Annotated in this window: 23 protein-coding genes and 2 tRNA genes; 6 read left to right on the top strand and 19 right to left on the bottom strand. The window is 70.3% G+C overall.

The genetic code is table 11. The features are described 5' to 3' along the window. The coding region (locus BM393_RS23985) for an FAD-dependent oxidoreductase (RefSeq protein WP_175538488.1) at positions 1-405 on the top strand (405 nt) is incomplete at its 5' end. A 10-nt stretch (positions 406-415) separates the two neighbouring features. Here the strand turns inward: BM393_RS23985 and BM393_RS23980 are convergent. Continuing rightward, positions 416-1,177, bottom strand: coding sequence for a hypothetical protein (locus BM393_RS23980; RefSeq protein ID WP_217648513.1), 762 nt, complete (start codon positions 1,175-1,177; stop codon positions 416-418). Positions 1,178-1,229: 52 nt separating this feature from the next. Here BM393_RS23980 and BM393_RS23975 point away from each other — a divergent pair, with 52 nt between their 5' ends. The 3 genes from BM393_RS23975 to BM393_RS23965 are packed head-to-tail and all read left to right on the top strand — an operon-like array spanning position 1,230 to position 4,147. Then, positions 1,230-1,850, top strand: coding sequence for an RNA polymerase sigma factor (locus BM393_RS23975; RefSeq protein WP_091733763.1), 621 nt, complete (start codon positions 1,230-1,232; stop codon positions 1,848-1,850). Further along, the gene (locus BM393_RS23970; RefSeq protein WP_091733761.1) at positions 1,847-2,590 is read left to right on the top strand and encodes a zf-HC2 domain-containing protein; all 744 of its coding nucleotides are present in this window, start codon (positions 1,847-1,849) and stop codon (positions 2,588-2,590) included. Before BM393_RS23975 ends, BM393_RS23970 begins: the two co-directional genes overlap by 4 nt. 3 nt (positions 2,591-2,593) lie before the next feature. Next, on the top strand, positions 2,594-4,147 hold the full coding sequence (locus BM393_RS23965; RefSeq protein WP_141225473.1) for a S8 family serine peptidase: 1,554 nt from the start codon (positions 2,594-2,596) through the stop codon (positions 4,145-4,147). A 59-nt stretch (positions 4,148-4,206) separates the two neighbouring features. Here BM393_RS23965 and BM393_RS23960 read toward each other — a convergent pair whose 3' ends face one another. From BM393_RS23960 to uvrC, 12 genes are all read right to left on the bottom strand, one after another. After that, positions 4,207-4,653, bottom strand: a complete 447-nt coding sequence (locus BM393_RS23960) for an SgcJ/EcaC family oxidoreductase (RefSeq protein WP_091733912.1) — start codon at positions 4,651-4,653, stop codon at positions 4,207-4,209. Positions 4,654-4,907: 254 nt separating this feature from the next. Next, the gene (locus BM393_RS23955) at positions 4,908-5,597 is read right to left on the bottom strand and encodes a response regulator transcription factor (protein ID WP_091733757.1); all 690 of its coding nucleotides are present in this window, start codon (positions 5,595-5,597) and stop codon (positions 4,908-4,910) included. Beyond that, positions 5,594-7,225, bottom strand: coding sequence for a cell wall metabolism sensor histidine kinase WalK (locus BM393_RS23950; protein ID WP_091733755.1), 1,632 nt, complete (start codon positions 7,223-7,225; stop codon positions 5,594-5,596). Before BM393_RS23950 ends, BM393_RS23955 begins: the two co-directional genes overlap by 4 nt. 30 nt (positions 7,226-7,255) lie before the next feature. Next, on the bottom strand, positions 7,256-8,578 hold the full coding sequence (locus BM393_RS25895) for a YXWGXW repeat-containing protein (protein ID WP_217648512.1): 1,323 nt from the start codon (positions 8,576-8,578) through the stop codon (positions 7,256-7,258). A gap of 673 nt (positions 8,579-9,251) precedes the next feature. Continuing rightward, the gene (locus BM393_RS25510; protein WP_141225472.1) at positions 9,252-9,764 is read right to left on the bottom strand and encodes a hypothetical protein; all 513 of its coding nucleotides are present in this window, start codon (positions 9,762-9,764) and stop codon (positions 9,252-9,254) included. 66 nt (positions 9,765-9,830) lie between these two features. Next, positions 9,831-9,906: transfer RNA gene (locus tag BM393_RS23935), tRNA-His, on the bottom strand. Between the two features lie 116 nt (positions 9,907-10,022). After that, positions 10,023-11,933, bottom strand: a complete 1,911-nt coding sequence (locus tag BM393_RS23930; RefSeq protein WP_091733751.1) for a peptidylprolyl isomerase — start codon at positions 11,931-11,933, stop codon at positions 10,023-10,025. Between the two features lie 147 nt (positions 11,934-12,080). After that, positions 12,081-12,156, bottom strand: a tRNA-Val gene (locus BM393_RS23925). 9 nt (positions 12,157-12,165) lie between these two features. Next, positions 12,166-12,438 (bottom strand): HU family DNA-binding protein, encoded by a 273-nt coding sequence (locus BM393_RS23920; protein WP_067270581.1) that lies wholly within the window; start codon positions 12,436-12,438, stop codon positions 12,166-12,168. Between the two features lie 115 nt (positions 12,439-12,553). Beyond that, the gene (gene pgsA / locus BM393_RS23915; protein WP_091733749.1) at positions 12,554-13,120 is read right to left on the bottom strand and encodes a CDP-diacylglycerol--glycerol-3-phosphate 3-phosphatidyltransferase; all 567 of its coding nucleotides are present in this window, start codon (positions 13,118-13,120) and stop codon (positions 12,554-12,556) included. 48 nt (positions 13,121-13,168) lie between these two features. Next, a complete protein-coding gene (locus BM393_RS23910; protein WP_091733747.1) occupies positions 13,169-13,711 on the bottom strand; it encodes a hypothetical protein in 543 nt (180 codons plus the stop codon). 29 nt (positions 13,712-13,740) lie between these two features. Next, positions 13,741-15,891: an excinuclease ABC subunit UvrC gene (gene uvrC / locus BM393_RS23905; RefSeq protein WP_091733745.1), complete on the bottom strand. Its 2,151-nt coding sequence runs from the start codon at positions 15,889-15,891 to the stop codon at positions 13,741-13,743. 32 nt (positions 15,892-15,923) lie between these two features. Here uvrC and earP point away from each other — a divergent pair, with 32 nt between their 5' ends. Continuing rightward, positions 15,924-17,030, top strand: coding sequence for an elongation factor P maturation arginine rhamnosyltransferase EarP (gene earP, locus BM393_RS23900; protein WP_254783584.1), 1,107 nt, complete (start codon positions 15,924-15,926; stop codon positions 17,028-17,030). A gap of 146 nt (positions 17,031-17,176) precedes the next feature. Beyond that, entirely contained in the window at positions 17,177-17,731 is a 555-nt protein-coding gene (gene efp / locus BM393_RS23895; protein ID WP_091733741.1) for an elongation factor P, read from the top strand. A 101-nt stretch (positions 17,732-17,832) separates the two neighbouring features. Here efp and BM393_RS25890 read toward each other — a convergent pair whose 3' ends face one another. From BM393_RS25890 to BM393_RS23865, 6 genes are all read right to left on the bottom strand, one after another. After that, the gene (locus tag BM393_RS25890) at positions 17,833-18,264 is read right to left on the bottom strand and encodes a hypothetical protein (protein ID WP_091733739.1); all 432 of its coding nucleotides are present in this window, start codon (positions 18,262-18,264) and stop codon (positions 17,833-17,835) included. Between the two features lie 90 nt (positions 18,265-18,354). After that, on the bottom strand, positions 18,355-19,215 hold the full coding sequence (locus tag BM393_RS23885; RefSeq protein WP_091733737.1) for a 2OG-Fe(II) oxygenase: 861 nt from the start codon (positions 19,213-19,215) through the stop codon (positions 18,355-18,357). A gap of 53 nt (positions 19,216-19,268) precedes the next feature. Beyond that, complete coding sequence (gene yaaA, locus BM393_RS23880; protein WP_091733735.1) at positions 19,269-20,054, bottom strand: peroxide stress protein YaaA; 786 nt, start codon at positions 20,052-20,054, stop codon at positions 19,269-19,271. Between the two features lie 120 nt (positions 20,055-20,174). Next, complete coding sequence (locus BM393_RS23875; protein ID WP_091733733.1) at positions 20,175-21,527, bottom strand: TolC family outer membrane protein; 1,353 nt, start codon at positions 21,525-21,527, stop codon at positions 20,175-20,177. A 256-nt stretch (positions 21,528-21,783) separates the two neighbouring features. Beyond that, positions 21,784-22,437, bottom strand: coding sequence for a protein-L-isoaspartate O-methyltransferase (locus BM393_RS23870; protein WP_091733731.1), 654 nt, complete (start codon positions 22,435-22,437; stop codon positions 21,784-21,786). 48 nt (positions 22,438-22,485) lie between these two features. Continuing rightward, positions 22,486-23,181 carry a TetR/AcrR family transcriptional regulator gene (locus BM393_RS23865; RefSeq protein ID WP_091733729.1) on the bottom strand — a complete coding sequence of 232 codons (696 nt, stop codon included), beginning with the start codon at positions 23,179-23,181 and terminating at the stop codon, positions 22,486-22,488. Positions 23,182-23,432 lie beyond the last annotated feature (251 nt).

Raw genomic sequence — 23,432 nt, 5'->3', positions numbered from 1 at the left:
CCCATCCTGGTCGACAAGCTGATGGACAAGGTCCAGGCCGGCAAGATCGAGCTGCACCTGTTCCACACGCTGGACGAGGTGCTGGGCGACGCCAGTGGCGTGACCGGCGTGCGCATCAAGAGCACGCAGGACGGCGCGACCACCGACGTCAAGCTGCAAGGCTGCTTCATCGCCATCGGCCACAAGCCCAACACCGAGATCTTCCGGGGGCAGATCGAACTGCGCGATGGCTACGTGCTGACGCGCAGCGGCTCCGAGGGTTTCGCCACGATGACCAGCGTGCCTGGGGTCTTCGCCGCCGGCGACGTGCAGGACCACGTCTACCGCCAGGCCATCACCAGCGCCGGCACCGGCTGCATGGCGGCGCTGGACGCGCAGCGTTTCCTGGAGCAGCAGGCCGGCTGAGCGGCCGCGGTCAGAAGGACCAGGCCACGCCGGCGACCCAGCGCTGCTGGGGCGGCACCGAGCTGTAGAGCCGCGACACGGTGAAGCGCCAGGCGCCGGCGGTGTAGCTCAGGCCGCCGTTGGCGAAGCGGTAGGAGCTGCCCTCGCCGCCCCAGGGGCTGACGATGCCCCAGCCCACGTCGGCGGCGAGCGCGCCCCACAGGCGCCGATGCCAGGTCAGCTCGACGATGGTCGCGCCGGGATGGCCGACCGCGTAGCCCCGCGAGGACGACGCGGCCAGGTCCGGCGACAGCGACACCGTGCCGCCCCACTGGCCCCAGGCGCCGCCGTCCCAGAGGCTGCCGATAGAGATTTCGCTGTAGCGCAGGCGGCCCGCGCCGGGGCCGGTGTAGTCGTAATAGGCGCCGGACAGCGTCAGCGTCCGGTGGTCGTCGACCTGCCACCAGCGCGTCGCCGACACGATGGCCTCGGCGGTCGCGCCGCCGTCGGGATTGAGCGTGCCCAGGCCCAGGCCCAGGGCCCAGTTGCGGTCATCGCGGTAGAAGAAGTCGGCGGTCGCGCCGGGATGGTCGCCGCTCAGGCTCAGCCCGCGCGAGACCCGCTCCGACACCACCGACAGCGTGCCGCCCCAAGTCTGTGCATCGGCGGCGCCGGGCACCGTGGCGGCGGCGGCCAGCGCGGCGATTCCCACCGCCAGCGGCCGGTCCCAGACCCGGGTTCTCCCTCTGACAAGCAGGGCGGTGACGACATTTTTAGGGGGCTCGACAACCATCGGCGGCGATTGTGGCACCCATGAACGACACTTCTGCAGAATTCGTCGCCCCATGTTTCCATCTGTTCCCAATGAGTCGGACACGGCCCTCGAGTCGCGTCTGCGCACCTGGCTGCAGGCCGCCGCGGCCGGCGACCGGTCCGGCTTCGAGCAGCTCTACCGGCATTGCCAGCCGCGCCTGTCGCGCTTCGTGCTGCGCTGCTGCGGCCGGCCCGACCTGGCCGACGAGGTCGTCAACGACGCGCTCTGGATCGTGTGGCGCAGCGCGGGCAACTTCCGCGGCGAGTCGCGCGTCTCGACCTGGATCCATGGCATCGCCTACCGCTGCATGCTCAAGGCGCTGCGCGACGGCGTGACGGCCGAGGAGATCAATGCCTCCGCCGTCCATGAAGCGGAACTGGCCTCGGCCGAACCGGCCTTCAACGAGGCCGCCGACCGCGAGCAGCGCGACTGGGTGATGCGCGGCCTGGCGACGCTGCCGACGGAGCAGCGCGTGACGATGGAGCTGGCGTATTACCTGGGCGAGACCTGCGAGGACATCGCCCGCATCATGAATTGCGCCACCGGCACCGTGAAGGCGCGCATGTTCCACGCGCGGGTCCGGCTGCGCAACGTGCTGCCCGAGCTGGGCGGCCTCCCCCGACCCGCCAGCGGCACCGAAGGACAGCCATGAGTTCCCACGACACCCCCTCCGACGCCGGCAAGGCCACCACCGATCCGGTCCACGTGACACCGAACGAGCACCGCCAGGTCTGGGACATGATCGCCTGGGTCGTCGCGGGCACCGCCACGCCGGAACAGCACCGCCAGGTGCAGGCCCACCTGCCGCACTGCGCGCATTGCCGGGACGAACTCGCGCTGCAGCAGCGCATCCACGCGGCGATGCAGGATCCCGCGGGCGTGGGCAGCGCTGGCGCCACGGCCGACGCCGACGCGATCCAGGCCGGCCTGGATCGCCTCTGGGCGCGCGACCGGGAGGCCGGACCCACGATGCCGGTCCAGGGGCCTCGGGGCCGGGCCGCCAATGACGGCGGCCGCCTGACGCGCTGGCTCAGCGCCGCGGTGGCGGTGCAGGCGGTGGCGCTGTGCGTGCTCGGCCTGAGGATCTGGCCGGGCGAGGCGCCCGCCTCCGACTACGTCACGCTGAGCCAGCCGTCGACGCTGCCTTCCGGCGCGGTCGTGCGGCTGGTGCCGGAAGAGCGGGTCGACATGGGCCGGCTGCGGCAGATGCTCGCGCACCACGGGCTGCGCATCGTCGGCGCGGACGAGGACGCGAGCAGCCTGCTGCTGGCGCCCGCCATGCCGGCGGCATCGAGCGCCTCGATGCCGGCACACGCGCTGGTGCAGCAGCTGCGCGCGGAACCCGGCGTGCTGCTGGCCGAGCCGGTGGGCAGCGCGGTCGCGGAGCGCTGAGCGGTGGCTGGAGATCGCAAGTTCACGCGACGCGGCGGCGTCGCACGTCGGCTCGTGGCGCTGGCCTCGCTCGCCATGCTGGCCGCGCCGGCCCTGGCGGCCTTGGCGGCCTTGGCGGCCTTGGCGGCCTTGGCGGCCACACCCGGCGACGAGGCCCCGCTGGCGCCGTCCACGGAGACGGTCGCGCCCGATGGCCCGTCGGCTGCGGCGAGTGCGCCGCGGGCCGAAACGCGCCGCGTGATCCTGGCCGTCGAGGACCGGGGCGAGCCCTTGTCCGGCGCGGGCGGATCGCCGCGCGGCGACTACCGCCGCATGGCCGGCTACGCGGGCAGCGCCCGCGCTTCGGCGCTGTCGGAAGCGCTGGCGCGCGACTATCACCTGCACGAGGAAGCCGCGTGGACCATCGCGCCGCTGAACCTGCGCTGCATGCTGTTCACGCTGACCGGCGACGACGACGTGGGCGCGCTGCTGACGCGCGTGCGACGCGACGCGCGCGTGAAGCTGGCGCAGCCGCTGAACGAGTTCGAGACGCTGGCCGGGGGGCCGCAGGGCGGCGAGGCCGCGACGCGGCCGGGTGCGACGGGTGGACCGTCGATCGATCCGGGCACGGCCTCGGCGTCCGCCGCGGCAGCGACCTCGCCCGGCACCACGCCCGGCACGCCCGGCACGCCCGGAGCGCCCTACAACGACCCCTACTTCGGCCTGCAGAAGGGCTTCCAGCAGATGTCCGCCGCCGCGCTGCAGCAGATCAGCGTGGGCGCGCGGGTGAAGGTCGCGGTGATCGACACCGGCGTGGATGCGCGCCATCCGGACCTGTCCGGCCAGGTCGCGCGGCAGCGGGACTATGTCTCGGGCGGCGGTGCGCTGGTCGAGGGCGTGCCCGAGCGCCACGGCACCGAGGTGATGGGCCTGATCGCCGCGCGCGCCAACAACCGCCAGGGCATCGTCGGCCTGGCGCCCGGCGCGGTGATCACCAGCTACCGGGCCTGCTGGACCGAATCGCGCGCGGAGCGGCCCGGGCCGGGCACGGCACGCTGCAACTCCTTCACGCTGGCGCAGGCGCTGGGCGCCGCCATCGCGGACGGCGCCGACGTGATCAACCTCAGCCTGGGCGGCCCCAGCGATCCGCTGCTGACCCGCCTGGCGCGCCATGCGCAGTCGCGCGGCGCGGTGCTGGTCGCCGCGGCGCCGCCGGAGCGGCTCGGCAAGGGCTTTCCCAGCGAGGTGCCCGGTGCGCTGGTCGTGGCCAGCGCCGGCGATGCGGCCGAGGCGGACGCGGACGGCTGGCTGGTCGCGCCCGGGCGCGCGGTGCTGACGACGGTGCCCAACGGCGGTTACGACATGGACACCGGCAGCTCGCTCGCCGCCGCGAACGTCACCGGCGTCGTCGCGCTGCTGCGCGCGGCCGATCCGGTGGCCGATGCGCCGCGCCTGCGGCGCGCGCTGCTGGGTTCGATGAGCGCGACCGGCGGCATCAATGCCTGCGCGGCGGCGCGGATGCTCGGCGTGTCCGGGCTGCGCTGCGACGGCGAGGCCGCCGCGACGGCAGCCCGCTGAGCGCACTCGCCGCGCGAGGCGCCGCGCCGCTCAAGGCCCGTTGATCACGGGCTCGTCGATCAGGGACGCGTCGCCTCGGGCATCGCCGACGAGTGGTGATGCGCGATCAGCCATTGCCCGTCGCGCCACTGGTACACGTAGGTGTAGCGCGCCTTGACCGAGCTGCCGTCGGCGAAGCGGAAGGTGTAGGTGCCGACGTCCTGCGCGACATTGCAGTCGATCTTGATGACGCGCTTGTCGATCGTTCCTTGCGGCTTGTTCTTCAGGAACTTCACGAAGTAGTCACGGATCTCGGCCGGCGTGGTGCGCGGCTCATTGGTGACGGTGGGCAGCAGCACGGCATCGGGCGCGTAGTTGGCGGTGACGCGATCGGGACTGCCGGTGGCCAGCGACGCATTCCAGCGGTCGAAGAGCGCCGCGATCTGCGCCCGGTCCGCGGCAACGCAGCTGGCGGTGGACGCGGCCCGGTCCTGGGCCGAGGCGGTGCCGGCGGCGGCGCCGAGCATCAGCGCGGCCAGCGTGGGCACCCAGCGGGCGCGGGACAGCGACCCCGGGCTCGAGCGGACAGCGGAGGCATCGCGGAGATGGGCGGTGACGGTCATGTAGGAAGGCTCCAGATCGATCGTTGAGAGAAGCGCCTGCTCGGCGCCACGCCGGAAGACCCGGCGCAGGATCGATTCTGGAAAGCCCGCATGAACCCGAGCCGCACGGAAGATGAACCGAAGCGGCGATCCAGATGAACCGCAGATGAACGGGCCGGCTACTCGGCCGCGTCGTCCATCCGGTAACCCAGGCCCCGCACCGTCTTGAGCAGCGGCAGCGCGTGCCCCTCGTCGATCTTGGCGCGCAGCCGGCGCACGTAGACGTCGACCACGTTGGTGAGCGGATCGACCTGCGCGCCCCACACGTTGGCCAGGATCCGTTCACGGCTGAACAGCCGGCCCGGCGCGCTCATCAGCAGCTCCAGGAAGGCGAGCTCCTTCGCGGTCAGCGTGATGGGCCTGTCGGCGCGGCGCACCTGCATGCGCTCGCGATCGAAGGTCAGGTCGGCCACGCGCAGCACGGCGGCCTCGACCCGCTGCTCGCGCCCGCGGCGCTGCAGCGCGACGAGCCGCGCGAGCAGCTCCTCGAAGTCGAAGGGCTTGACCATGTAGTCGTCCGCGCCCAGGCGCAGGCCGCGGACCTTGTCGGCGGTGCTGTCCATCGCGGTCAGCATCAGGATGGCCGCGTGATGGCCCTCGGCGCGCAGCGTCTGGCACAGGTCCAGGCCGCCCAGGCCCGGCAGCATCAGGTCCAGGATGATCAGCGCCGCCTCGCCGGTGCGGGCGCGGGCCAGGCCCTCGGGCCCGGTCGTCGCCACCTCGACCACGTAGCCCTCGGCGCTCAGGCCGCGACGCAGGAAGTCGGCGATGCGGGCATCGTCCTCGATGAGCAGGATCTGTCGGTTCATTCGTCGTGGGCACCGGCTGTCACCAGCGGCGCGTCGTGGGAGTCGGGAAAGATGAGGTGGACGGTGGTGCCGGCGCCGACGCGGCTCTCGATCTCGAGCGCGCCGCCGTGCGCGGCCAGGATGGACCGGGCGATCGACAAGCCGATGCCGGTGCCGTCGGCGCGATGGTCGCGGGCCAGCCGCCCGCGCATGAAGCGCTCGAACACCAGCGGCAGCTCGTCCTCGGGAATGCCGATGCCGGTGTCGATCACGCTGATCCGGTGCCGGCCCTCGCCGGCGGTCCAGGCGACGTGCACCGTGCTGTCCGGGCGGGAGTAGCGGATCGCGTTGTCGATCACGATGACCAGCGCCTGGCGCAGCCGGGTCTCGTCGACATGCACGTCGATGCCATCGGGCACCGCGTCCACCGCCAGCGTCAGGCGATGGACCGCGGCCAGCGCCCTCGCCTGCGCGATCGCGCCGTCCAGCAGCGTCCCCAGCGGCAGCCAGTCGCGCGCGATGTCGAGCTCGTTCGCCTCGGCCCGCGCGATCAGCAGCAGGTCGTCCACCAGGCCGGTCAGCTGCTTGACGGCGGCGACGATGCGCTGGAGCGCCAGCCGGTAGTCCTCGACCGGCAGCGCGGCCGCGCGCAGCGCGACGTCGGCCTCGCCGCGGATCACCGTCGCGGGCGTGCGCAGCTCGTGGCCGAGGTCGGCGAAGAGCTGCCGCCGGCGGTGGTCCAGCTGCTGCAGCGACTGATGCGCGCGCTCGAGTTCGCCGGTGCGGGCGCGCACCTCGTCCTCCAGGCCGCGCCGCACGGCCTCGGCGGCCTCGCGGTGCTGCTGGACCTCCTGGGCCATCGCGTTGAAGCGCCGGGCGACATGGTCGAACTCGTCGCCGCTGCCGACGGGGATGCGGTGATCGAGCCGACCGGCCTGCACCGCCTGGGCGCCCTCGAGCAGCGCATCCAGCGGCCGCTTCAGGCGCCGGCTCAGGTGCAGGCTGAGCAGGACCGCGAGCGCGAAGGTGATGCCGACCATCGCCACCGCCTGCAGCCGCAGCCGTTCGATGCCCTGCTCGGTGGCGGCGCGGGCGATCGGGACCGCCTTGCGCTGACTCTCGATCGCGCCGTTGAGCAGGTCGCGCAGGTCGCGACCGTGGGTCATGTCGAAGACCTGGTTGAGCTGGCGCCAGACGGCCTCGAAGCCTTCCCGGTCCTGGTGCGGCGTCAGCGCGCGCAGCTGGCGCCGCAACTCGACGAGGCTCTCGCCGAGCAGCGCGCTGATGTCCACCAGCTGCGTGGCCTCCGCCGGGACGGGGACGCCGTCGCGCTCGGCGATGTCCTGCCAGGACTCGAGATGGCGGCGCGTCACCTCGTCCAGGCGCCGCACGCTGGCATCCATCGCATCGAGCAGGCGCTCGCGCGCGGCATCGGTGGCGCCGGCCCCCATCACCTGCTGGGCGGCCCAGTTGCGCAGGCGCTGCTTGTTGGCGGAGAGGTCCAGCAACTCCGACAACAGGTCGCTGGTCAGGCGGCTGTGGCGCGCGTAGCCATCCACGCGCACCGTGCCCAGGTAGACGAAGCCGGCCTGGAGGCAGACCAGCGCCAGCATGGCGGACAGCGCGAGCGTGAGTCGGAGTCGGTACATGCGGCGCGATTCTAGGGAGCCGCCGGCGCGTCAGCGGTCGCGGTCCTTCTCCTTTTCCTTCTCCTTCTCTCGTTCCTGCTCACGCGACCGGTCCTGCCCGTGGGCGTGCGCCCGTTCGGCGTCGCGGGCATCGCGGCGGTGATCGTCCGGGCGACCGGCCTCGCGCGACGGCGCGCTGGCCGGCGGGCGATGCGGCGCCGCGTTGCCGTCGCGTGCGTCCTCGCGGCCCTGCTCGCGCGCTTGCGCCCGTTCCCATTGCTGGCGCTGTTGCTGCTGCTGCTGACGCTGCTCCTGCAACTGCCGCTCGCGTTGCTGCTGCTCTTGCTGTTGATGCGCCTGTTGCTGGCCCCACTGCTGTTGGCGCTCTTGCTGCTGACGCTCCTGTTGCTGACGCTCTTGCTGCTGACGCTCCTGTTGCTGACGCTCCTGCTGAAGACGCTCCTGCTGTTGGCGTTCTTGCTGTTGGCGCTCCTGCAGCAGGCGTTCTTGTTGCTGGTGCTCTTGCTGCTGACGTTCCAGCAATTGCAGGTCGCGCTCATGCTGCAGGGCGGCGGGATCCGATGTCGGCCGCGTTGATGGCGGCAGGCCGGTCGCTGCCAGCGGCGGTGCCGGATGGCCCGGTGGCATCGGCGTTGACGCCGAGGTCGGCATGGCCTGTGGCGCCGCCCCGAAGGCGGCAGGATGTCCGCCGTTGGCATTGGGCAGCGGCGGCGTGCTCACGGGCGGCGGCGTGGCCGCGCGGACATGCCCGAAGGTCGGCATGGCCGCGGCCAGGTGCGAGGCCGCGGGCACATCGCCATGGAAGGCCTTGCCGTCGGCGGTCGATCCGGGCGGCGCCACGATCGTGACGTTGGTGATGTTGGTGACATTGCGAACGTTGTTGACGTTCGTCGTGTTGTTCACCGTGTTGTTGATGACCGTGTGGTTGATCTGCGTGGTGTTGTTCTGGATGCGCATGCCGATGTTGGTCACCGGCGGCGCGCTGACGACGACCGCCGGCGGCGTGCCGATCGGCGCCGGCACGATGAGGCCCGGGCGCGACCCGGGCGGCGGCGGCACGAACACGCCCATCGGGCCGACGGGGCGGGCCCCTCCGCCGATCGAGACCTGGATCGAGAGATGCAGTCCCGGCGGCGGCGGCACGAAGGCCACGCCGCGCGCCGCCCAGAAGCCGGAGACGAACACGACGGCGCCATCGCGATGCTCGTAATAGGGCTGGACCCAGACGTCGTCGGTGCGCGGCGGCGATGCCCACCGCCCCGCGCACCAGACCCAGCGGCCTTGCCAGCCCCAATAACCGCCGGTCCAGACGGCACCGGGATAAGGCTGGGGCGGCGGCACTTCCACCAGCATCGGCGGCGGCGCGACGTCGACGAGGACGGGCGCCGGCTGCACCAGCGGCGGTTCGACCTGGACGCTGATGACGGGTTCCGGAGGGGGCGGTGTCCAGACCGGCGCGACGCGGTAGGAGGCATCGGCATGGACGACGGTGTGCGACGGCGCGACGCATCCGGCGAGGAGCGTGGCGAGCGCCGCGGTCGCCAGCGCGGTGAGACGGAAGGAGATGCGCATGGAGGGACATCCAGGGTGGCTGTGATGTCCCGCCAACGGGGGGTGGGTGCCAGTCGTTGACCCTCGAAATGGCGTTTGGTATCGGGCTGTTAGCCAGATCAAGAGGGGGTCAAGCGCGGGTCGCGCAAGCCTCAGGAAGTCGTCATGCGAGCGCGAATTTCACTTCAATGAAGCGTTGATGAGCGACTTCGCGCGCCCGCGGCATCGGGGCGCCGAAGCGAGGGCGTAATTCCGCAAGATGCAGCCGCGCCACACGAAGTGCGGAGCGCGGAGCATCCCCCTGAATTGGCGATCACGCCCCGCTGATGCCTCCGCTACATTCCTCCGCACAACAAGGTGAGGGATGGACGTATGTCGGGATGGAGCGCGTTGCTCGTGTGCGGTGGAGCGGCCGTCGTGTTGATCGGCCTGTTGGCGTTGAGCGTGCGTCGCGCGGCGCGACATGACCTGAAGCTCAGCGAGGAGGAGCTGATCCAGCGCGACAAGGACGACGCCTGGTAATCCAGGCCGCAGCCCGCTGTATCGCCGGCCGCGGCTTCGTCCGAAGCGTCAGCAGTGCCGACAGCATCGCGACCGGCACGAGGGCAATGAACAGTCCCAAACCGTAGGGCGCCAGGTCGGCGAGCTCCGGCGCGTGCAGCTGGCTGCCGTCCGGGGAGCGCCACACCTCGATTTCGGCGCCAGGGGCGTGCCGGTCGACGAAGGCCTGCGCCCGTTCCAGGTCACGGTCGACGATCCGCAACGCGTGCTGGCCGTCGACCGCGAGGACCTCGAGCGCACGAGCACGGCTGCCCTTGCCTTTTCCGAAGGTCGTTTGGATCTCGATCCAGTTGGATTGAATCAAATGAACCTTGCGAAGCCGGAATGACTCCGATCGCGAGACGTGGAGAAACGCGACGATGGCCGTCATGCCAAGCACGACGACGAGCAGGAATGCCAGCAGTCTTCGAAGCGGAATGGAATTCACGGAATGACGAGCACAAAACAAAACGCCCGCAGGACTTGCGTCTTGCGGGCGTTTTCTTCTATTCGGTGGGGTGGCTGATGGGACTCGAACCCACGACAACCAGAATCACAATCTGGGACTCTACCAACTGAGCTACAGCCACCGGAGAAGCCTTAGATTATGGCTGAATTTCTCCTCTGTGGGAAGCACTTTCTGCGATTCTTTTGAAAATCATTCGAATCGCGCGAGTGCCACCCCGCTTCATTCAGCGCGACGCCCTCAGTTCGTCGGCGCCGAGGCCGCCGTCGCCGCCAGCGCCGACGGCTTGATCGTGGCCTTGTACTCGCTCTTCAGCACGTTGTAGTAGCCCGCCATCTCGGCGGCGCTCCACGCCCGCGCGTACTGCTCGGCCGCGCGCTTGGGATCGATCAGCGCCGGATCGCGCGGCAGCACCTTCTCGATCTTGACGACCAGGTAGCTGCCATCGCCGACGTCCACGCCCGCATAGGCCGGCAGCTTGGACGCATCCGTGCGCAGGACCTGGTCCAGCGCCTTCTGCGGCAGCACGCCCGGCTTGGCGCGCGACACCGTCACCGGCTCGCCCAGGCCCTTCGCGTCGCCGCCCTTCTGCAGTTCGGCCAGGCGCGCTTCGCCCGCCTTCTTCGCGGCCGCCGCCGACTGGTCCTGCACCCAGGCCGCCGCGACTGCCGCCTTGACCTCGGCCAGCGCCGGCACGCGCGCGGCGTTGTACGCGACCACGCGCGCCGACACCAGCTGGTTGCCGCCCGCCTCGATCGCCGAGGTGTTGCGCTTGTTCTTCAGCGAGTCGGCATCGAACACCGCCTCCAGCAGCTTGGCCGAGGCCAGCGGGCCGGTCGCGTCCGGCGCGGCCTTGCGGCGCACCGTCGCCTTCTGGATGGTCAGCTTGAACTTGTCGGCCGCCGGCTTCAGCGAATCGCTCTGCTCATACACGGTGTTGCCGAAGTCCTCGGCCATCTCCGTGTAGCGCTTCTGCGCCAGCTGCTTGCGCAGCTCGGACTCGATCTCGCCCTTGACCGTCTCGAACGGGCGCACCTGGCCGCCGCGCAGGTCGGTCAGCATGATCACGTGGTAGCCAAAGTCGGACTGGACCACGTTGCTGATCTCGCCCTTCTTCAGCGCGTACACCGCGTCCTCGAAAGGCTTGACCATCGCGCCCTTGCCGAAGAAGTCCAGGTCGCCGCCATTCGCGGCCGAGCCCGGGTCCTCCGAATTCTTCTTCGCCAGTTCGGCGAAGCCGGCCGGGTTCTTGCGCGCCTCGGCCAGCAGGGCCTCGGCCTTGGCCTTCGCCTTGGCCTTGTCCGCCGCCGACATGTCGGCACCGGCCTTGATCAGGATGTGGCTGGCGCGGCGCTCCTCGTCGCTGGTGAAGCGCGCCTTGTTCTGCTCGTAGAACTTCTGCACGTCGTCGGCGCTGACCGTCACCCCGCCCTGCAGCGCGGCGGCGTCCAGCACGACGTATTCGATGTCGGCGCTTTCGGGCAGCTGGAACCTGGCCGAGACCTTGGGGTCCTTGTAGTAGGCCTCCAGGTCCGCGTCCTTGGGCACCAGCGTCGCGGCGAAGTCCTTCGCGGCGAAGTTCTGGAAACGCAGCTCACGCTGCTGCAGCAGCGCGTCGAAGGCCAGGCCGGCGCTCGCCTGCGTGGGCAGCGCGCTCTGCGCGATCGGGCCCAGCACGCCGTTCATCTGCAGCTCCTGGCGCAGGCGCTGCAGGAAGCCGTCCACCGTCAGGCCCTGCTGGGCCAGGATCTGCTTGGCTTCCGGGCCGCGCAGCGGCGCCAGCTGGGGATCGGTGCGGACGATCTCCTCCAGTTGCGCGTCGGTGATGTTGCGGTGCTCGTCGGTCACGACCGCGGCCAGCACGCGCTCGCGCAGCAGGTTCTCCAGCACGTCCTTGCGCACTTCCGGCGAGTCGAAGACCTTCGGGTCCATCGTCGGCGCCTGCTGGCGCATGCGCTCGACCTGCTGGCGCAGCGCCGCGTCCCATTCCGACTGCGTGATCTTGTGGCCGTCCACGCTCGCCACGGCGGTGTTGCCCCCCTCCATGAAGCGGCTGTAGCCCTCCACGCCCACCAGCACGAAGGACGGCAGGATCACGATCAGCAGCAGGAACTGGAGCAGCCGCGTGTGCTTGCGTACGAAATCAAACATCAACAACCTCGGGTCATCTCGGAAGGGTCGACGCGCACGGGCCGGTGCAGGGGCCGGCCTCGCGTCTGGCCGCCCATCGGGCGGCGTCACATACGACAAAGGCGAACCGGGGTTCGCCTTTGCGCCGCGGCATTCTAGCCTCGGGTTTGGTGGGCGCTGACGGTCTCGAACCGCCGACCTACTCCGTGTAAAGGAGCCGCTCTACCAACTGAGCTAAGCGCCCGGGAACTGGTCAGTTCACGGCGTCCTTGAGGGCCTTGCCCGGACGGAACTTCGGCACCTTCGCCGACTTGATCTTGATCGCCTCGTTCGTGCGCGGGTTGCGGCCGGTGCGCGCGGCGCGCTTCGTGACGCTGAAGGTGCCGAAGCCCACCAGCGACACCGTCCCGTTCTTCTTGAGCGTGGTCTTCACACCGCCGATCACGGCTTCCAGCGCACGCCCCGCGGCGGCCTTGGAAATGTCCGCCTGCTTGGCGATGTGCTCGATCAATTCGGACTTGTTCACGAAGGTACCCCCTCATTGGTTTGCCAGGCCGCCGAACGGCGCGGGAAGCGGATTCTAGACGCATTGCCCTCGGGCCCCGACAAGGGGGAAGTCCCGATACAAGCGGGGGGACGGCTCAGCGCACCTTGGCGCGGATCTCCGGCAGCGCCTTCTGCAGGTAATAGACCATCGACCAGATGGTCAGCACCGCGGCCAGGTAGATCAGCCAGGTGCCCCACGCGGCGGTGTTGATCACGCCGAACAGCGTGCCGTTGAAGAGCAGGAAGGGGATGGCCACCATCTGCACCGTGGTCTTGAGCTTGCCCAGCATGTGCACGGCCACCGAGCGCGACGCGCCGATCTGCGCCATCCATTCGCGCAGCGCGGAGATGGCGATCTCCCGCCCCACGATGACCAGCGCCACCAGCGCGTCGACGCGGCCCTGCTCCAGCAGCACCAGCAGCGCCGCGCAGACCAGGAACTTGTCGGCCACCGGATCCAGGAAGGCGCCGAAGGACGAGGTCTGGTTGAGCTTGCGCGCCAGGTAGCCGTCCGCCCAGTCGGTCAGGGCCACCGTGATGAACAGGACGGTGGCCAGCAGGTTTTGATGGGCGGGCGTCATCTGCAGGTGGAACACCCCGACGATCAGCGGGATGGCCACGATGCGGGCCCAGGTCAGCAGGGTTGGCAGCGTCCAGAACATGGGCGGCATTGTGGCCCAGGTTCCAGGCGGCGAACCGTCGGCTGTCGCTTAATCGTCCAGCGTGCGCGGCTTGAAGCGGCGGTCGTCGTCGAAGAGGAAGACCTCGACGAACTTCCAGGGCTTGGGCAGCCGGCTCACGTCGCCGAAAGGCGCGGCACGGCGCACGGCGGCGATGGCGACCTCGATGGTGTCCTCGGCCTGGCTCGGCTTGCGCAGCACGCGGATGTGCCGGATGGAGCCGTCCTGGTTGAGCTCGATCTCCAGCACCGGGATCGCCAGCAGCTGGGGCGGCACCTCGCCCATGTAGGTGCCATCTGGGTTGGCGGCCACCATGCGCTCGGCCGCCTGGCGCCGCAGCGCCTCGTGCGAGCTCACCGCGCGCGGCGCGGGCAGCGGCAGTCCGCGGCGCGCGACCGGCGCGGCGGGCGTCACCACGGCCTCGGGCGCCGGCGCCGCGGCCGGCGGCTGGGCCGGGGGCCGCGACGGCGCCTGCGGCGCGGGCGCCCCGCAGGCGGCCAGCATCAGCGCGAGCGCCACCTTGGCGCCCCAGCGCGCCGCGTCCCTCCCGGGGATCCGATCGATCGTTGTCATGACTCCATTCCCAACCCACCGCGCCGCATTCAATGCAGCGCGCGATAAATGTCCTCGGCGAGCTCGCGCGAGATGCCCTTGACGCTGCACAGCTCCTCGACGCTCGCCCCCGCCACGCCGCGCACGCCGCCGAAACGCTGCAGCAGCTGCGCGCGCTTCTTCGGCCCCACGCCCGGCACGTCCTCCAGCCGCGAGCCGCCGGTGCGGATCGACGCCCGCTTGGCCCGCATGCCGGTGATGGCGAAGCGGTGGGCCTCGTCCCGGATCTGGGCGACCAGCATCAGCGCCGCCGAATCGCGGCCCAGGTAGACCTTCTCCCGCCCGTCGGCGAAGACCAGTTCCTCCAGCCCCACCTTGCGGCCCTCGCCCTTCTCGACGCCGACGATCAGGCTCAGGTCGACGCCAAGTTCCTCGAAGACCTCGCGCGCCATCGACACCTGGCCCTTGCCGCCGTCGACCAGGACCAGGTCCGGCAGACGACCGGTGCCATTCTGTGCGGCCTCGGCCATCTTGCTGTAACGGCGTGTCAGCACCTGCCGCATCGCCGCGTAGTCGTCACCGCCGGTGATGCCCTCGATGTTGAAGCGCCGGTACTGGCTGCTCTGCATCTGGTGGCCCTCGAAGACGACGCAGGACGCCTGCGTCGCCTCGCCGGCGGTGTGGCTGATGTCGAAGCACTCGATGCGGAACTTGTCTAGCTCGGTGACGCTGAGGTCCAGCGCGTCCACGAGCGCGCGCGTGCGCGCCTGCTGGGAGCCTTCCTCCGACAGCAGCCGCGCCAGCGCGATCTCGGCGCCCTTGACGCACATCTCCTGCCAGATGCGGCGCTGGCCGCGCGGCTGCGCCTGCGTGGTGACGCGGTAGCCGGCCTGCGCGCTCAGCGCCTCGGCCAGCGCCGGATCGACCGGCTCCGACAGCACCAGCAGCGAGGGCACCGCCATCTCGAGGTAGTGCTGGGCGATGAAGGCCTCCAGGACCTGGCGCTCCGGGCTCGGCGGCGCGGGGCGCGTGACCGCGGCACCAACAGCGCCCTCGCCCGCCGCCGAAGCGTCCAGCTCCGGCAGGTCGTCGTCGTCGAGCAGCTGCACGGCCGTCGCGTCGTCGACGTGTTTCGGGAAGTAGGCCCGGTCGCCCAGATGCCGACCGCCGCGCACCATCGCCAGGTTCACGCAGGCGCGTCCGCCCTGCAGCTTCACCGCCAGGATGTCGACGTCGCGATCGCGCCCGGTGGCGCTGTTCTCGTCGACGGCCTGCTGCTGCAGCACCTTCGACAAGGCGGTGATCTGGTTGCGGATGCCGGCGGCCTGCTCGTACTCGAAGCGCTCGGCGTGGCTCATCATCTGCGCCTGCAGCGCGTCCAGGACCTCCTGGGTCTCGCCGAGCAGGAAGCGCTCCGCGTTGCTGACGTTGCGGCGGTAGTTGTCGTTCTGGCCCTCGGGCACGCAGGGGCCGGTGCAGCGGTGGATCTGGTGCAGCAGGCAGGGCCGGCTGCGGTTGTTGAAGACGGTGTCCTCGCAGGTCCGCAGCTGGAAGACCTTCTGGATCAGCTGGATCGATTCCTTCACCGCCCAGGCGCTGGGGAACGGGCCGAAGTAGCGATGGCGCCGATCGACCGCGCCGCGGTAGTAGCTGATGCGCGGCCAGGCGTGGCCGGACAGGCGCAGGTAGGGATAGCTCTTGTCGTCGCGGAACAGGATGTTGAACCGCGGGTTGAGCGCCTTGATCAGGTTGTTCTCGAGCAGCAGCGCCTCGGCCTCGGTACGCACCACCGTGGTCTCGAGCCGCGCGATGCGCGCCACCATCATCCCGATGCGCGTGCCGCCGTGATCCTTCTGGAAGTAGCTGGAGACGCGCCGCTTCAGGTTCTTGGCCTTGCCGACGTAGAGCACATGGTCCTGCGCGTCGAAATAGCGGTAGACGCCGGGCAGCGCCGGCAGCGCCAGCACCTCGGCCAGCAGCCGGTCGCGAACCGCGCGGGCGGCGCGCTCCATGTCGGCGACGCGGCGGGACTCGGCCGCCTCGATGGCTTCGGACTGGGCGTTCCACGCCTCGGCGTGGGACGGCGGCGCCGCGTCGGGCGCATCGGTTGCAGCCGGCGCATCGGCGCGCGGGGGCTCCGCGGGAACGGTCGGGGAAGAAGGCTCCGGCACTTCGCTGGCGCCGGCGGGGGTCGTGCTCATGGGGCGCGATTGTGCCGCCGGATAATTCCGCGATGCCCCACGCCCTCGCCGAATCCGCTTCCCCCGCGCAGTCTCCTGACACGATGACCTGGGACATCTTCTGCCGCGTCATCGACAACTACGGCGATCTCGGCGTCTGCCTGCGGCTGGCGCGCGACCTGGCCCGGCGCGGCGAGCAGGCGCGGCTCTGGTGCGACGACCTGTCGCCGCTGGCCTGGATGCAGCCGGAGGCCGTCCCGGGCCTGAGCTGCCAGCCGTGGGACGAGAGCATGGGCGCGGCACCGGGCGACGTCGTCGTCGAGACCTTCGGCTGTGAGCTGCCCGCGCCCTTCGTCGCCGCGATGGCCGCGCGGCCCGTCCGGCCGGCGTGGATCAACCTCGAATACCTCAGCGCCGAAAGCTACGTCGAGCGCAGCCATGGACTGAAGTCGCCGCAGTTCTCCGGACCGGGCGCGGGACTCGACAAGTGGTTCTTCTATCCCGGCTTCAACGATCGCACCGGCGGCCTTCTCCGGGAGCCGGGACTTCTCGACGCCGTCACCGCGCATCACGGCGACGCCTGGCGCGCGGCGCGCGGCTGGGGCCGCCGGCCCGGCGAGCGGGTGCTGAGCCTGTTCGCGTATCCGCAGGCGCCGCTGGCGCCCTTGCTCGAGGCGCTCGGTCCCGGCTGGCTGCTGCTGCTCTGCCCCGGGGCGGCCCAGAGCGCCGTGCCGGCCTTGCTGCGCGACGGGCAGCGCGCGCTCGCGCTTCCTCATCTGACGCAGGACGGTTACGACCAGTTGCTCTGGTCCTGCGATCTCAACCTCGTGCGCGGCGAGGACTCCTTCGTGCGCGCGCAATGGGCCGGCCAGCCGATGCTGTGGCAGATCTACTTCCAGGACGATGGCGCGCACGGGCCGAAGCTGGAGGCCTTCCTGGACGCCGCGCTGGCGGGCGCCGAGGACCGGTGGGCCGCGAACTGGCGCGCCCTGTCGCGCGCGTGGAACGGGCTCGGGCCGTGGACGCCGGCCTGCGCCGAGGCCCTGCGCGAGCGGCCGGCCGCCGTCGCGCAGGCGCGCGCATGGCGTGCCGAATTGGCGGCGCAAGTGGATTTGACCTCGCGGCTGCAGGCCTTTGCCCGGCGCGCGAGTGGCGCGTGACAGGCCTTTCGAGCTAGAATGCGCGGCTTTTCGCGTTCTGAACGCGCGGTTCCCCGAACCAGCGCCGAACGCCTCACACCGCCGGAACAGTTCGGATCTCCAAGCATCCAAGTGACTGTGCCCGGACCCAATCTCCCGGAATCATCATGAAGATCGCTCAAGAAATTCGCGCCGGCAACGTGATCATGCACGGCAAGGACCCCATGGTCGTGCTGAAGACCGAGTACAGCCGCGGTGGCCGCAATGCCGCGACGGTGCGCATGAAGCTGAAGAGCCTGCTGAACAACTCCGGCACCGAAGTCGTCTTCAAGGCCGACGACAAGATGGACCAGATCATCCTCGACAAGAAGGAGTGCACCTACTCCTACTTCGCCGACCCGATGTACGTGTTCATGGACACCGAATACAACCAGTTCGAAGTCGAAGCCGAGAACATGGGCGACGCCATCAACTACCTGCAGGACGGCATGGAAGTGGAAGTGGTGTTCTACGACGGCAAGGCGATCTCGGTGGAACTGCCCACCAGCGTCGTGCGCGAAGTGACCTGGACCGAGCCGGCCGTCAAGGGCGACACCTCGGGCAAGGTCCTGAAGCCCGCCAAGATCGCCACCGGTTTCGAGATCCCCGTGCCCATCTTCGTGGCCCAGGGCGACAACATCGAAATCGACACGCGTACCCACGAGTACCGCAAGCGCGTCTGAGCGATGCCGGAGCCGGCACCGGCTCCTCGCCCAACGAAAAAGCAGCCCTCGGGCTGCTTTTTTGTTGCCGCGTCGCGGGTCGTCCCGGTCGACCGCCAGGCTCAGGCGGCGGCCTGTCGCGCCCTGCTCTTCTTCGACTTGGCCGTGGCCAGCTTCTTCGAACCGGTCTTGCCTGCCGACGAAGCGTGCTGCGCCGTCTGCTTGGTACCGGACTTCTTGGCGCCCGACTTCTTCGCGGTGGTGTGCGACTTGCCGCCGGACTTCGCCGTCTTGCCGGCAGTTTTGCCAGCCGTCTTCCCCGTGGCCTTCCCCGCCGTCTTGTGCCGGGTGCCCGACTTCGTGGAAGTCGCCGACTTGTCCGACTTCGCAGCCGTGGCGGCGGGCGCGGCGGCCGGCGCGGCCATGTCGGCGTGCGCGGCGGGGATCGGCGCCGTGGCCGGCGGGACCGGCTGGGGCTGCGTCTGCGGCTGGCCTTGCGCCTGCGCGAGGGTGCTCAGCAACACGGTGCCCAGGGCGGCGATCAACGACTTCATGAAGCGGTCCTTCTTCGAGGCGCGCCGGCGCGCAGGCCGGCGCTCATGGGAATGATCAGCGAGTCTAGCCGCGCGCCGGTCAAGGCCGCGTCAAACGAACTCACCCCGACGTAACCATTTGGTGGCGACCCACTTCTCGCCCTCGACGACCGGCGCGCCGCCATGCAGCGTCAGCGTGCTGGGATCGGGCCGGTCGTAGCTGAAGAAGACCGCATTGCCCTTTTGGGCCATGACGTCGAGCTTGATGTCCGGGAAGACCGTCGCGCCGCCGCGCGCCGGCGTGTTCAGGTACATCACCAGCGTCGCGACGCGCTGGCCGCCGCGCTCCAGGATCGCCTTGCTGCTGGCGTGCCGCGGGTCGAAGTAGTCGTAGTGCGGCTGGTACTCGGCGCCGACGCGATAACGCAGCACCTGCAGGCCCTCGCCGTTGCGCAGCGGCCAGTTCAGCAGCGTCGCGATGCGGCGCTCGATGCGGGCGACGACCTCGTTCTCGCCGCGCTCGAAGAACATCCCCTCGCTGGTGCGCGCCGAGTTCACTTCGCTGCCCTCGCGCTGCGCCGCCACCGTCTCCGAGCGCGCCAGCCGGGCACCCGCCGAGGCGACCATCGCGTCGCATTCCTGGGCGCTCAGCAGGTTGCCGAACACGATCACCCGCGGCCGCTGCAGCGCCATCAGGATCTCGACGCGGTGGCCGTCGGGCAGCAGCACGCTGCGCTGGTCGGTCAGGTCCGGTTCGGGCAGCGAGCCCGGCTCGATCGCCGGCTCGGGCAGCTCCGGCAGCGTCAGCGGCGGCTCGAAGGGGCGGTGCTCGGCCAGCGCCTGCTGCGCCATGTCGGGCTGCCAGCCGCTGGTCAGCATGGCCTGGTACAGCGCCTCGCGCGTGATGCCGTTGCGCAACTGCGCGGCCACCCAGTCGCGCAGTTCGGGCGTGAGGTATTGCGAATTGCTCATGGCCGCAACGGTATCAAACTGATCGGTGTCTGCCTGTATCCCGGTGTGCCAGCTCAGTCAGCGACGCGGCGGCGGAACACCAGCCGGTCCGGCTCGCTGGCCTCGGGCGCGTAGGCGTAGCCGTCGACCGCGAAATCCTGCAGCCCCGCCGGCGTGCCGATCCGGTGCTGGATCGCATACCGGGCCATCAGGCCGCGCGCGCGCTTTGCAAAGAAGCTGATGATTTTGTAGCGGCCGCCTTTCCAGTCCTCGAACTGGCACTCGATGACCCGCGGCTTCAGCACCTTGCGGGCGGCGGCCTTGAAGTACTCCTGCGAGGCCAGGTTCACGATCACCGGCGCCGACAGCTGCGCGCACTGCGCGTTCAGGTGTTCGGCGATGGTGTCGCCCCAGAAGGCGTAGAGGTTGCCGCCGCGCTCGTTCTTCAGCGCGGTGCCCATCTCGAGCCGGTAGGGCTGCAGCCGGTCCAGCGGCCGCAGCACGCCGTAGAGCCCCGAGAGGATCGCCAGGTGGCGCTGCGCCCACTGCAGATCGTCGACCGACAGCGTCGCGGCCTGCAGGCCGTCGTAGACGTCGCCATTGAAGGCGAGCACGGCGGGCTTGCTGTTCCTGTCGGTGAAGCGCGTCGACCACGCTTGGTAGCGGGCCACGTTCAAGGTCGCGAGCGCCTCGGAGATGTCCATCAGGCCGCCGATGTCGGCCGCCGTCTTGGTCTTGAGGATCCCGATCAGCTCGGCCGCCTGGGGCACGAAGTGGGGACGACCCGCCAACGCGGCCAGCGCCTCGGGCGTGGGGGTGTCGTAGTCCAGGGACTTCGCGGGGGAGATCACATACAGCATGGGGGCGGATTGTCGCGCGTCCGGGGCGCAAGACCTGTCACCAGGCCGCCGGATGAACGAAGGCCGCCCTGGGGCGGCCTTCATCGGTGGTTCGCGACGCCTTGCGACGTCCCGCGACGCTCAGCGGGCGAGCAAGGCGTTGATCGCCGTCACGTCCTCGGGACGCAGTTGGCCGGACGCCTGGCGCAGCTTGAGGCTGTTCACCAGCACGTCATAGCGGGCCTTGGCCAGGTCGCGCTGCGTCGTGTAGAGCTGGGTCTGGGCGTTCAGCACGTCCAGGTTGACCCGCACGCCGACCTTGTAGCCCAGCTGGGTCGCCTCCAGCGCCAGCTTCGACGAGGCCTCGGCCGCCTCGTAGGCCTTCACCTGCGCCTGCAGCGACTGCACGCCGAAGAACGCGCGCTTGGTGCCTTCCTCGACGCTGCGGCGGGCGAAGTCCAGGTCGTTGCGGGACTTCTCCTCCAGCGCGACCGTCTCCTTGATGCGGTTGGTGATCGCGCCACCGCTGTAGATCGGCATGTTCAGCGCAACGCCGACCGACGCGTTCTTGAGGTTGCCGGTGTACTGCACGCCCTCGCCGGTGGAGCGCTGCACGCCGAGCTGCGCGGTCAGGTCGACCGTGGGCAGGCGCGCGCCCTTGGCGCGCTCGATCTCGTAGCGGGCGATGTCCAGGCCCAGCTGGGCCTTGCGGATCGCCGGATGACCGCCTTCGGCCTGGCTGACCCACGGATCGACCGTGGACGGCGCCACCGGCGGCAGCACCACCGGCACGGCCAGCGGCCGCGGCTCGACGCCGACACGCCCCACCAGTTGGTCCAGCGTGACGCGCTTGACGCGCAGGTCGTTGTCGGCAGCCAGTTCCTGGGCGGTCGCCAGGTCGTAGCGGGCCTGCGCCTCGCGGGTGTCGGTGATGGTCGCGGTGCCGACCTCGAAGTTGCGCTTGGCCGAGGCCAGCTGCTCCGCGATCGCGGCCTTGTTGGCGCTCGAGGTCGAGAGCGTGTCCTTGGCCGCCAGCACGTCGAAATACGCCTGCGCGACGCGGACGATCAGGTCCTGCTCCGCCGTGGCGAGATCCGACTCGGCCACGTCGACGCCCAGTCGGGCCTGGTCGATCGAGCCCTGGTTGGGACGGTTGAAGACGGCGTACTTGGCATTCAGGCCGGCATTGGTGACGGTGTTGCCGAAGCGGTCGCGCTGCACGCCGCTGCCGGGCGGGTCAAGTTCCGAGCGCGTCGAGCTGACGCCCACGCCGACCGAGGGACGCGCCAGCGCCAGCGCCTGGCCGTAGCGGTATTGCGCCGATTCCGCCGTCGCCCGCGCCGCCAGGTAGGTGGCGTCGTAGGCGCGGGCCGCGTCGTACAGCTCTTGCAGGCTCTGCGCCTGGGCCGCCCCGGCCATCAGCGCGAGCGCCGCGGCCAGGAGCGAGACCCGCGGCAGGCGGGAGATCGGAGACGTACGGCGTTCAGCGGCCATGAGGCTTCCTCGTATCGATGTGGTGTTCTTCGGAGCGATCCAACTGCGGACCGGCCGCGGACGTGCCGCGGCCGGTATCCAGGTCCAGGGCACCCGCCGGTCGATCGCCGCCGACCCGGCTCCGGTGCCGGGCGAGGTTATAGATCACCTCGCCCCCCTGTCTCGAAAGAAATGCGACGACTTGCAGTCTTCGCACCCCGTGACGGCAATAACGCGCGATGGGCTGCCAGCGCCCCGCCCGCCGCGCGCCCTCCGCTCAGAACGTGAAATGCGATCCGGTGTCGAAACCGTCCAGGCGCTGGACGACGGTCTCGAACAGGTTTTTGGTCGTGAACTCGCGCTCGCCGGTGCGCGTGATGATGCGCGCGCTCATCGCGGGCTCGTCGCCGACGATCACGCCCATGCGGCCGCCGATCTTGAGCTGGTCCAGCAGCGCCTGCGGCGCCTGGGGCACCGAGCCGGACAGCAGGATCACGTCGAACGGCGCCTCGCCGGGCAGGCCCTTGACGCCGTCGCCCTCGACCACCGTCACGTTCAGCACGCCATTGCGGCGCAGCGCGTCGCGGGCGGCGCCGGCCAGCGCGGCGTCCTTCTCGACGCTGAAGACCTGCTGCGCCTTGTGGCCCAGCAGCGCGGCCATGTAGCCGCTGCCGGTGCCGATCTCGAGCACCTTCTCGTGGCGCTCGATCTGCAGCTCCTGCATCCAGCGGGCCTCGACCCGCGGGGGCAGCATCTTCTGGCCATTGGCCAGCGGCAGCTCGACGTCGGTGAAGGCCACGTTGCGGTAGGCGGCGGGCACGAAGTCCTCGCGCTTGACCACGGCCAGCAGGGCCAGCACCGAGGGATCCAGCACATCCCACGGGCGGATCTGCTGTTCGATCATGTTGAAGCGGGCTTGTTCGAAGTTCATGTTCAGTCCTCTGGCGGCCCCCTTGGCGCGCCGAATGCGGGCGGTATTCTAGGCGGGCGACCGGGGTGGGGCCGGATGGCGCGGGCGGTTGAGGAGTCCCTCGAACATCAGCTCGAGCTGCAGCGACAGCACCTGCTCCGGCGTGCACTTGTGGTCGTGGGTCACGCCGGCCGCGCCGATCGAGTGCTCATGCAGCACCAGGTGCAGCATCGGCCCGATCAGCACCATCACCGCCGCGTCCGGATCGACCTCGCGGAACTCGCCCGAGGCGATGCCGCGGCGCACCACCTCGGCCAGCAGCGCGCAACAGGGATCGATGACCTCGTCGTTGTAGAACGCGGCCAGCTCCGGGAAGTTGCGGGCCTCGCTCATCATGATCTTGTGGATGCCGCCGGCCGGCGTCCGGCCCAGGCGCTCCCACCAGGTCCACAGCATCCAGGTGAGCAGTTCCGCCATCGAGCCCTGGTGCTTGGCGAGCTCGGAAATCCCTTCCGCGATCTTGCTGCCGAGGGCCTCGCGCACCACCGCCTTGAAGAGCTCCTCCTTGGAGGGGAAGTAGAGGTAGAGCGTGCCCTTGGAAACCCCCGCCTTGGCGGCCACTTCCTCCGAACGGGTGGCGGCGAAACCCTTCTCGACGAACAGCGACAGCGCGGCTTCGAGCAGCTCCTGCGGGCGCGCCTCCTTGCGCCGCTGTCGGGCGGAGGACGGCGCGGAGCTGTCGGTCTTGGCGGAAGCGCGAGACATGGGGGATGGAGGACTGCTAACTGACTAACCGGTCAGTAATGTAGCGGCGCGCTTTCAGCCCGGTCAAGCCGGCAGTACCCGCCGCGCGCGGCGTCCCCTGGCCAGGCGACGCCCCGCATGACGACGTGGCGGCACCGTCACGCGCCCCTCACGCCGGAGCGCCCACATCGATGCTGCGCTGCGGCAAACCCTTCCCGAGCCAGGGCTATGATCCGCGCCGACCGCCTCCGGACCCGAGCGAGGCGGCATTC

This window comes from Mitsuaria sp. PDC51, from assembly GCF_900113225.1.
GTDB lineage: Bacteria > Pseudomonadota > Gammaproteobacteria > Burkholderiales > Burkholderiaceae_C > Roseateles.
Note: the sequence above shows the minus strand (reverse complement) of the source record. Positions and strands in the feature narration are given on the sequence as shown.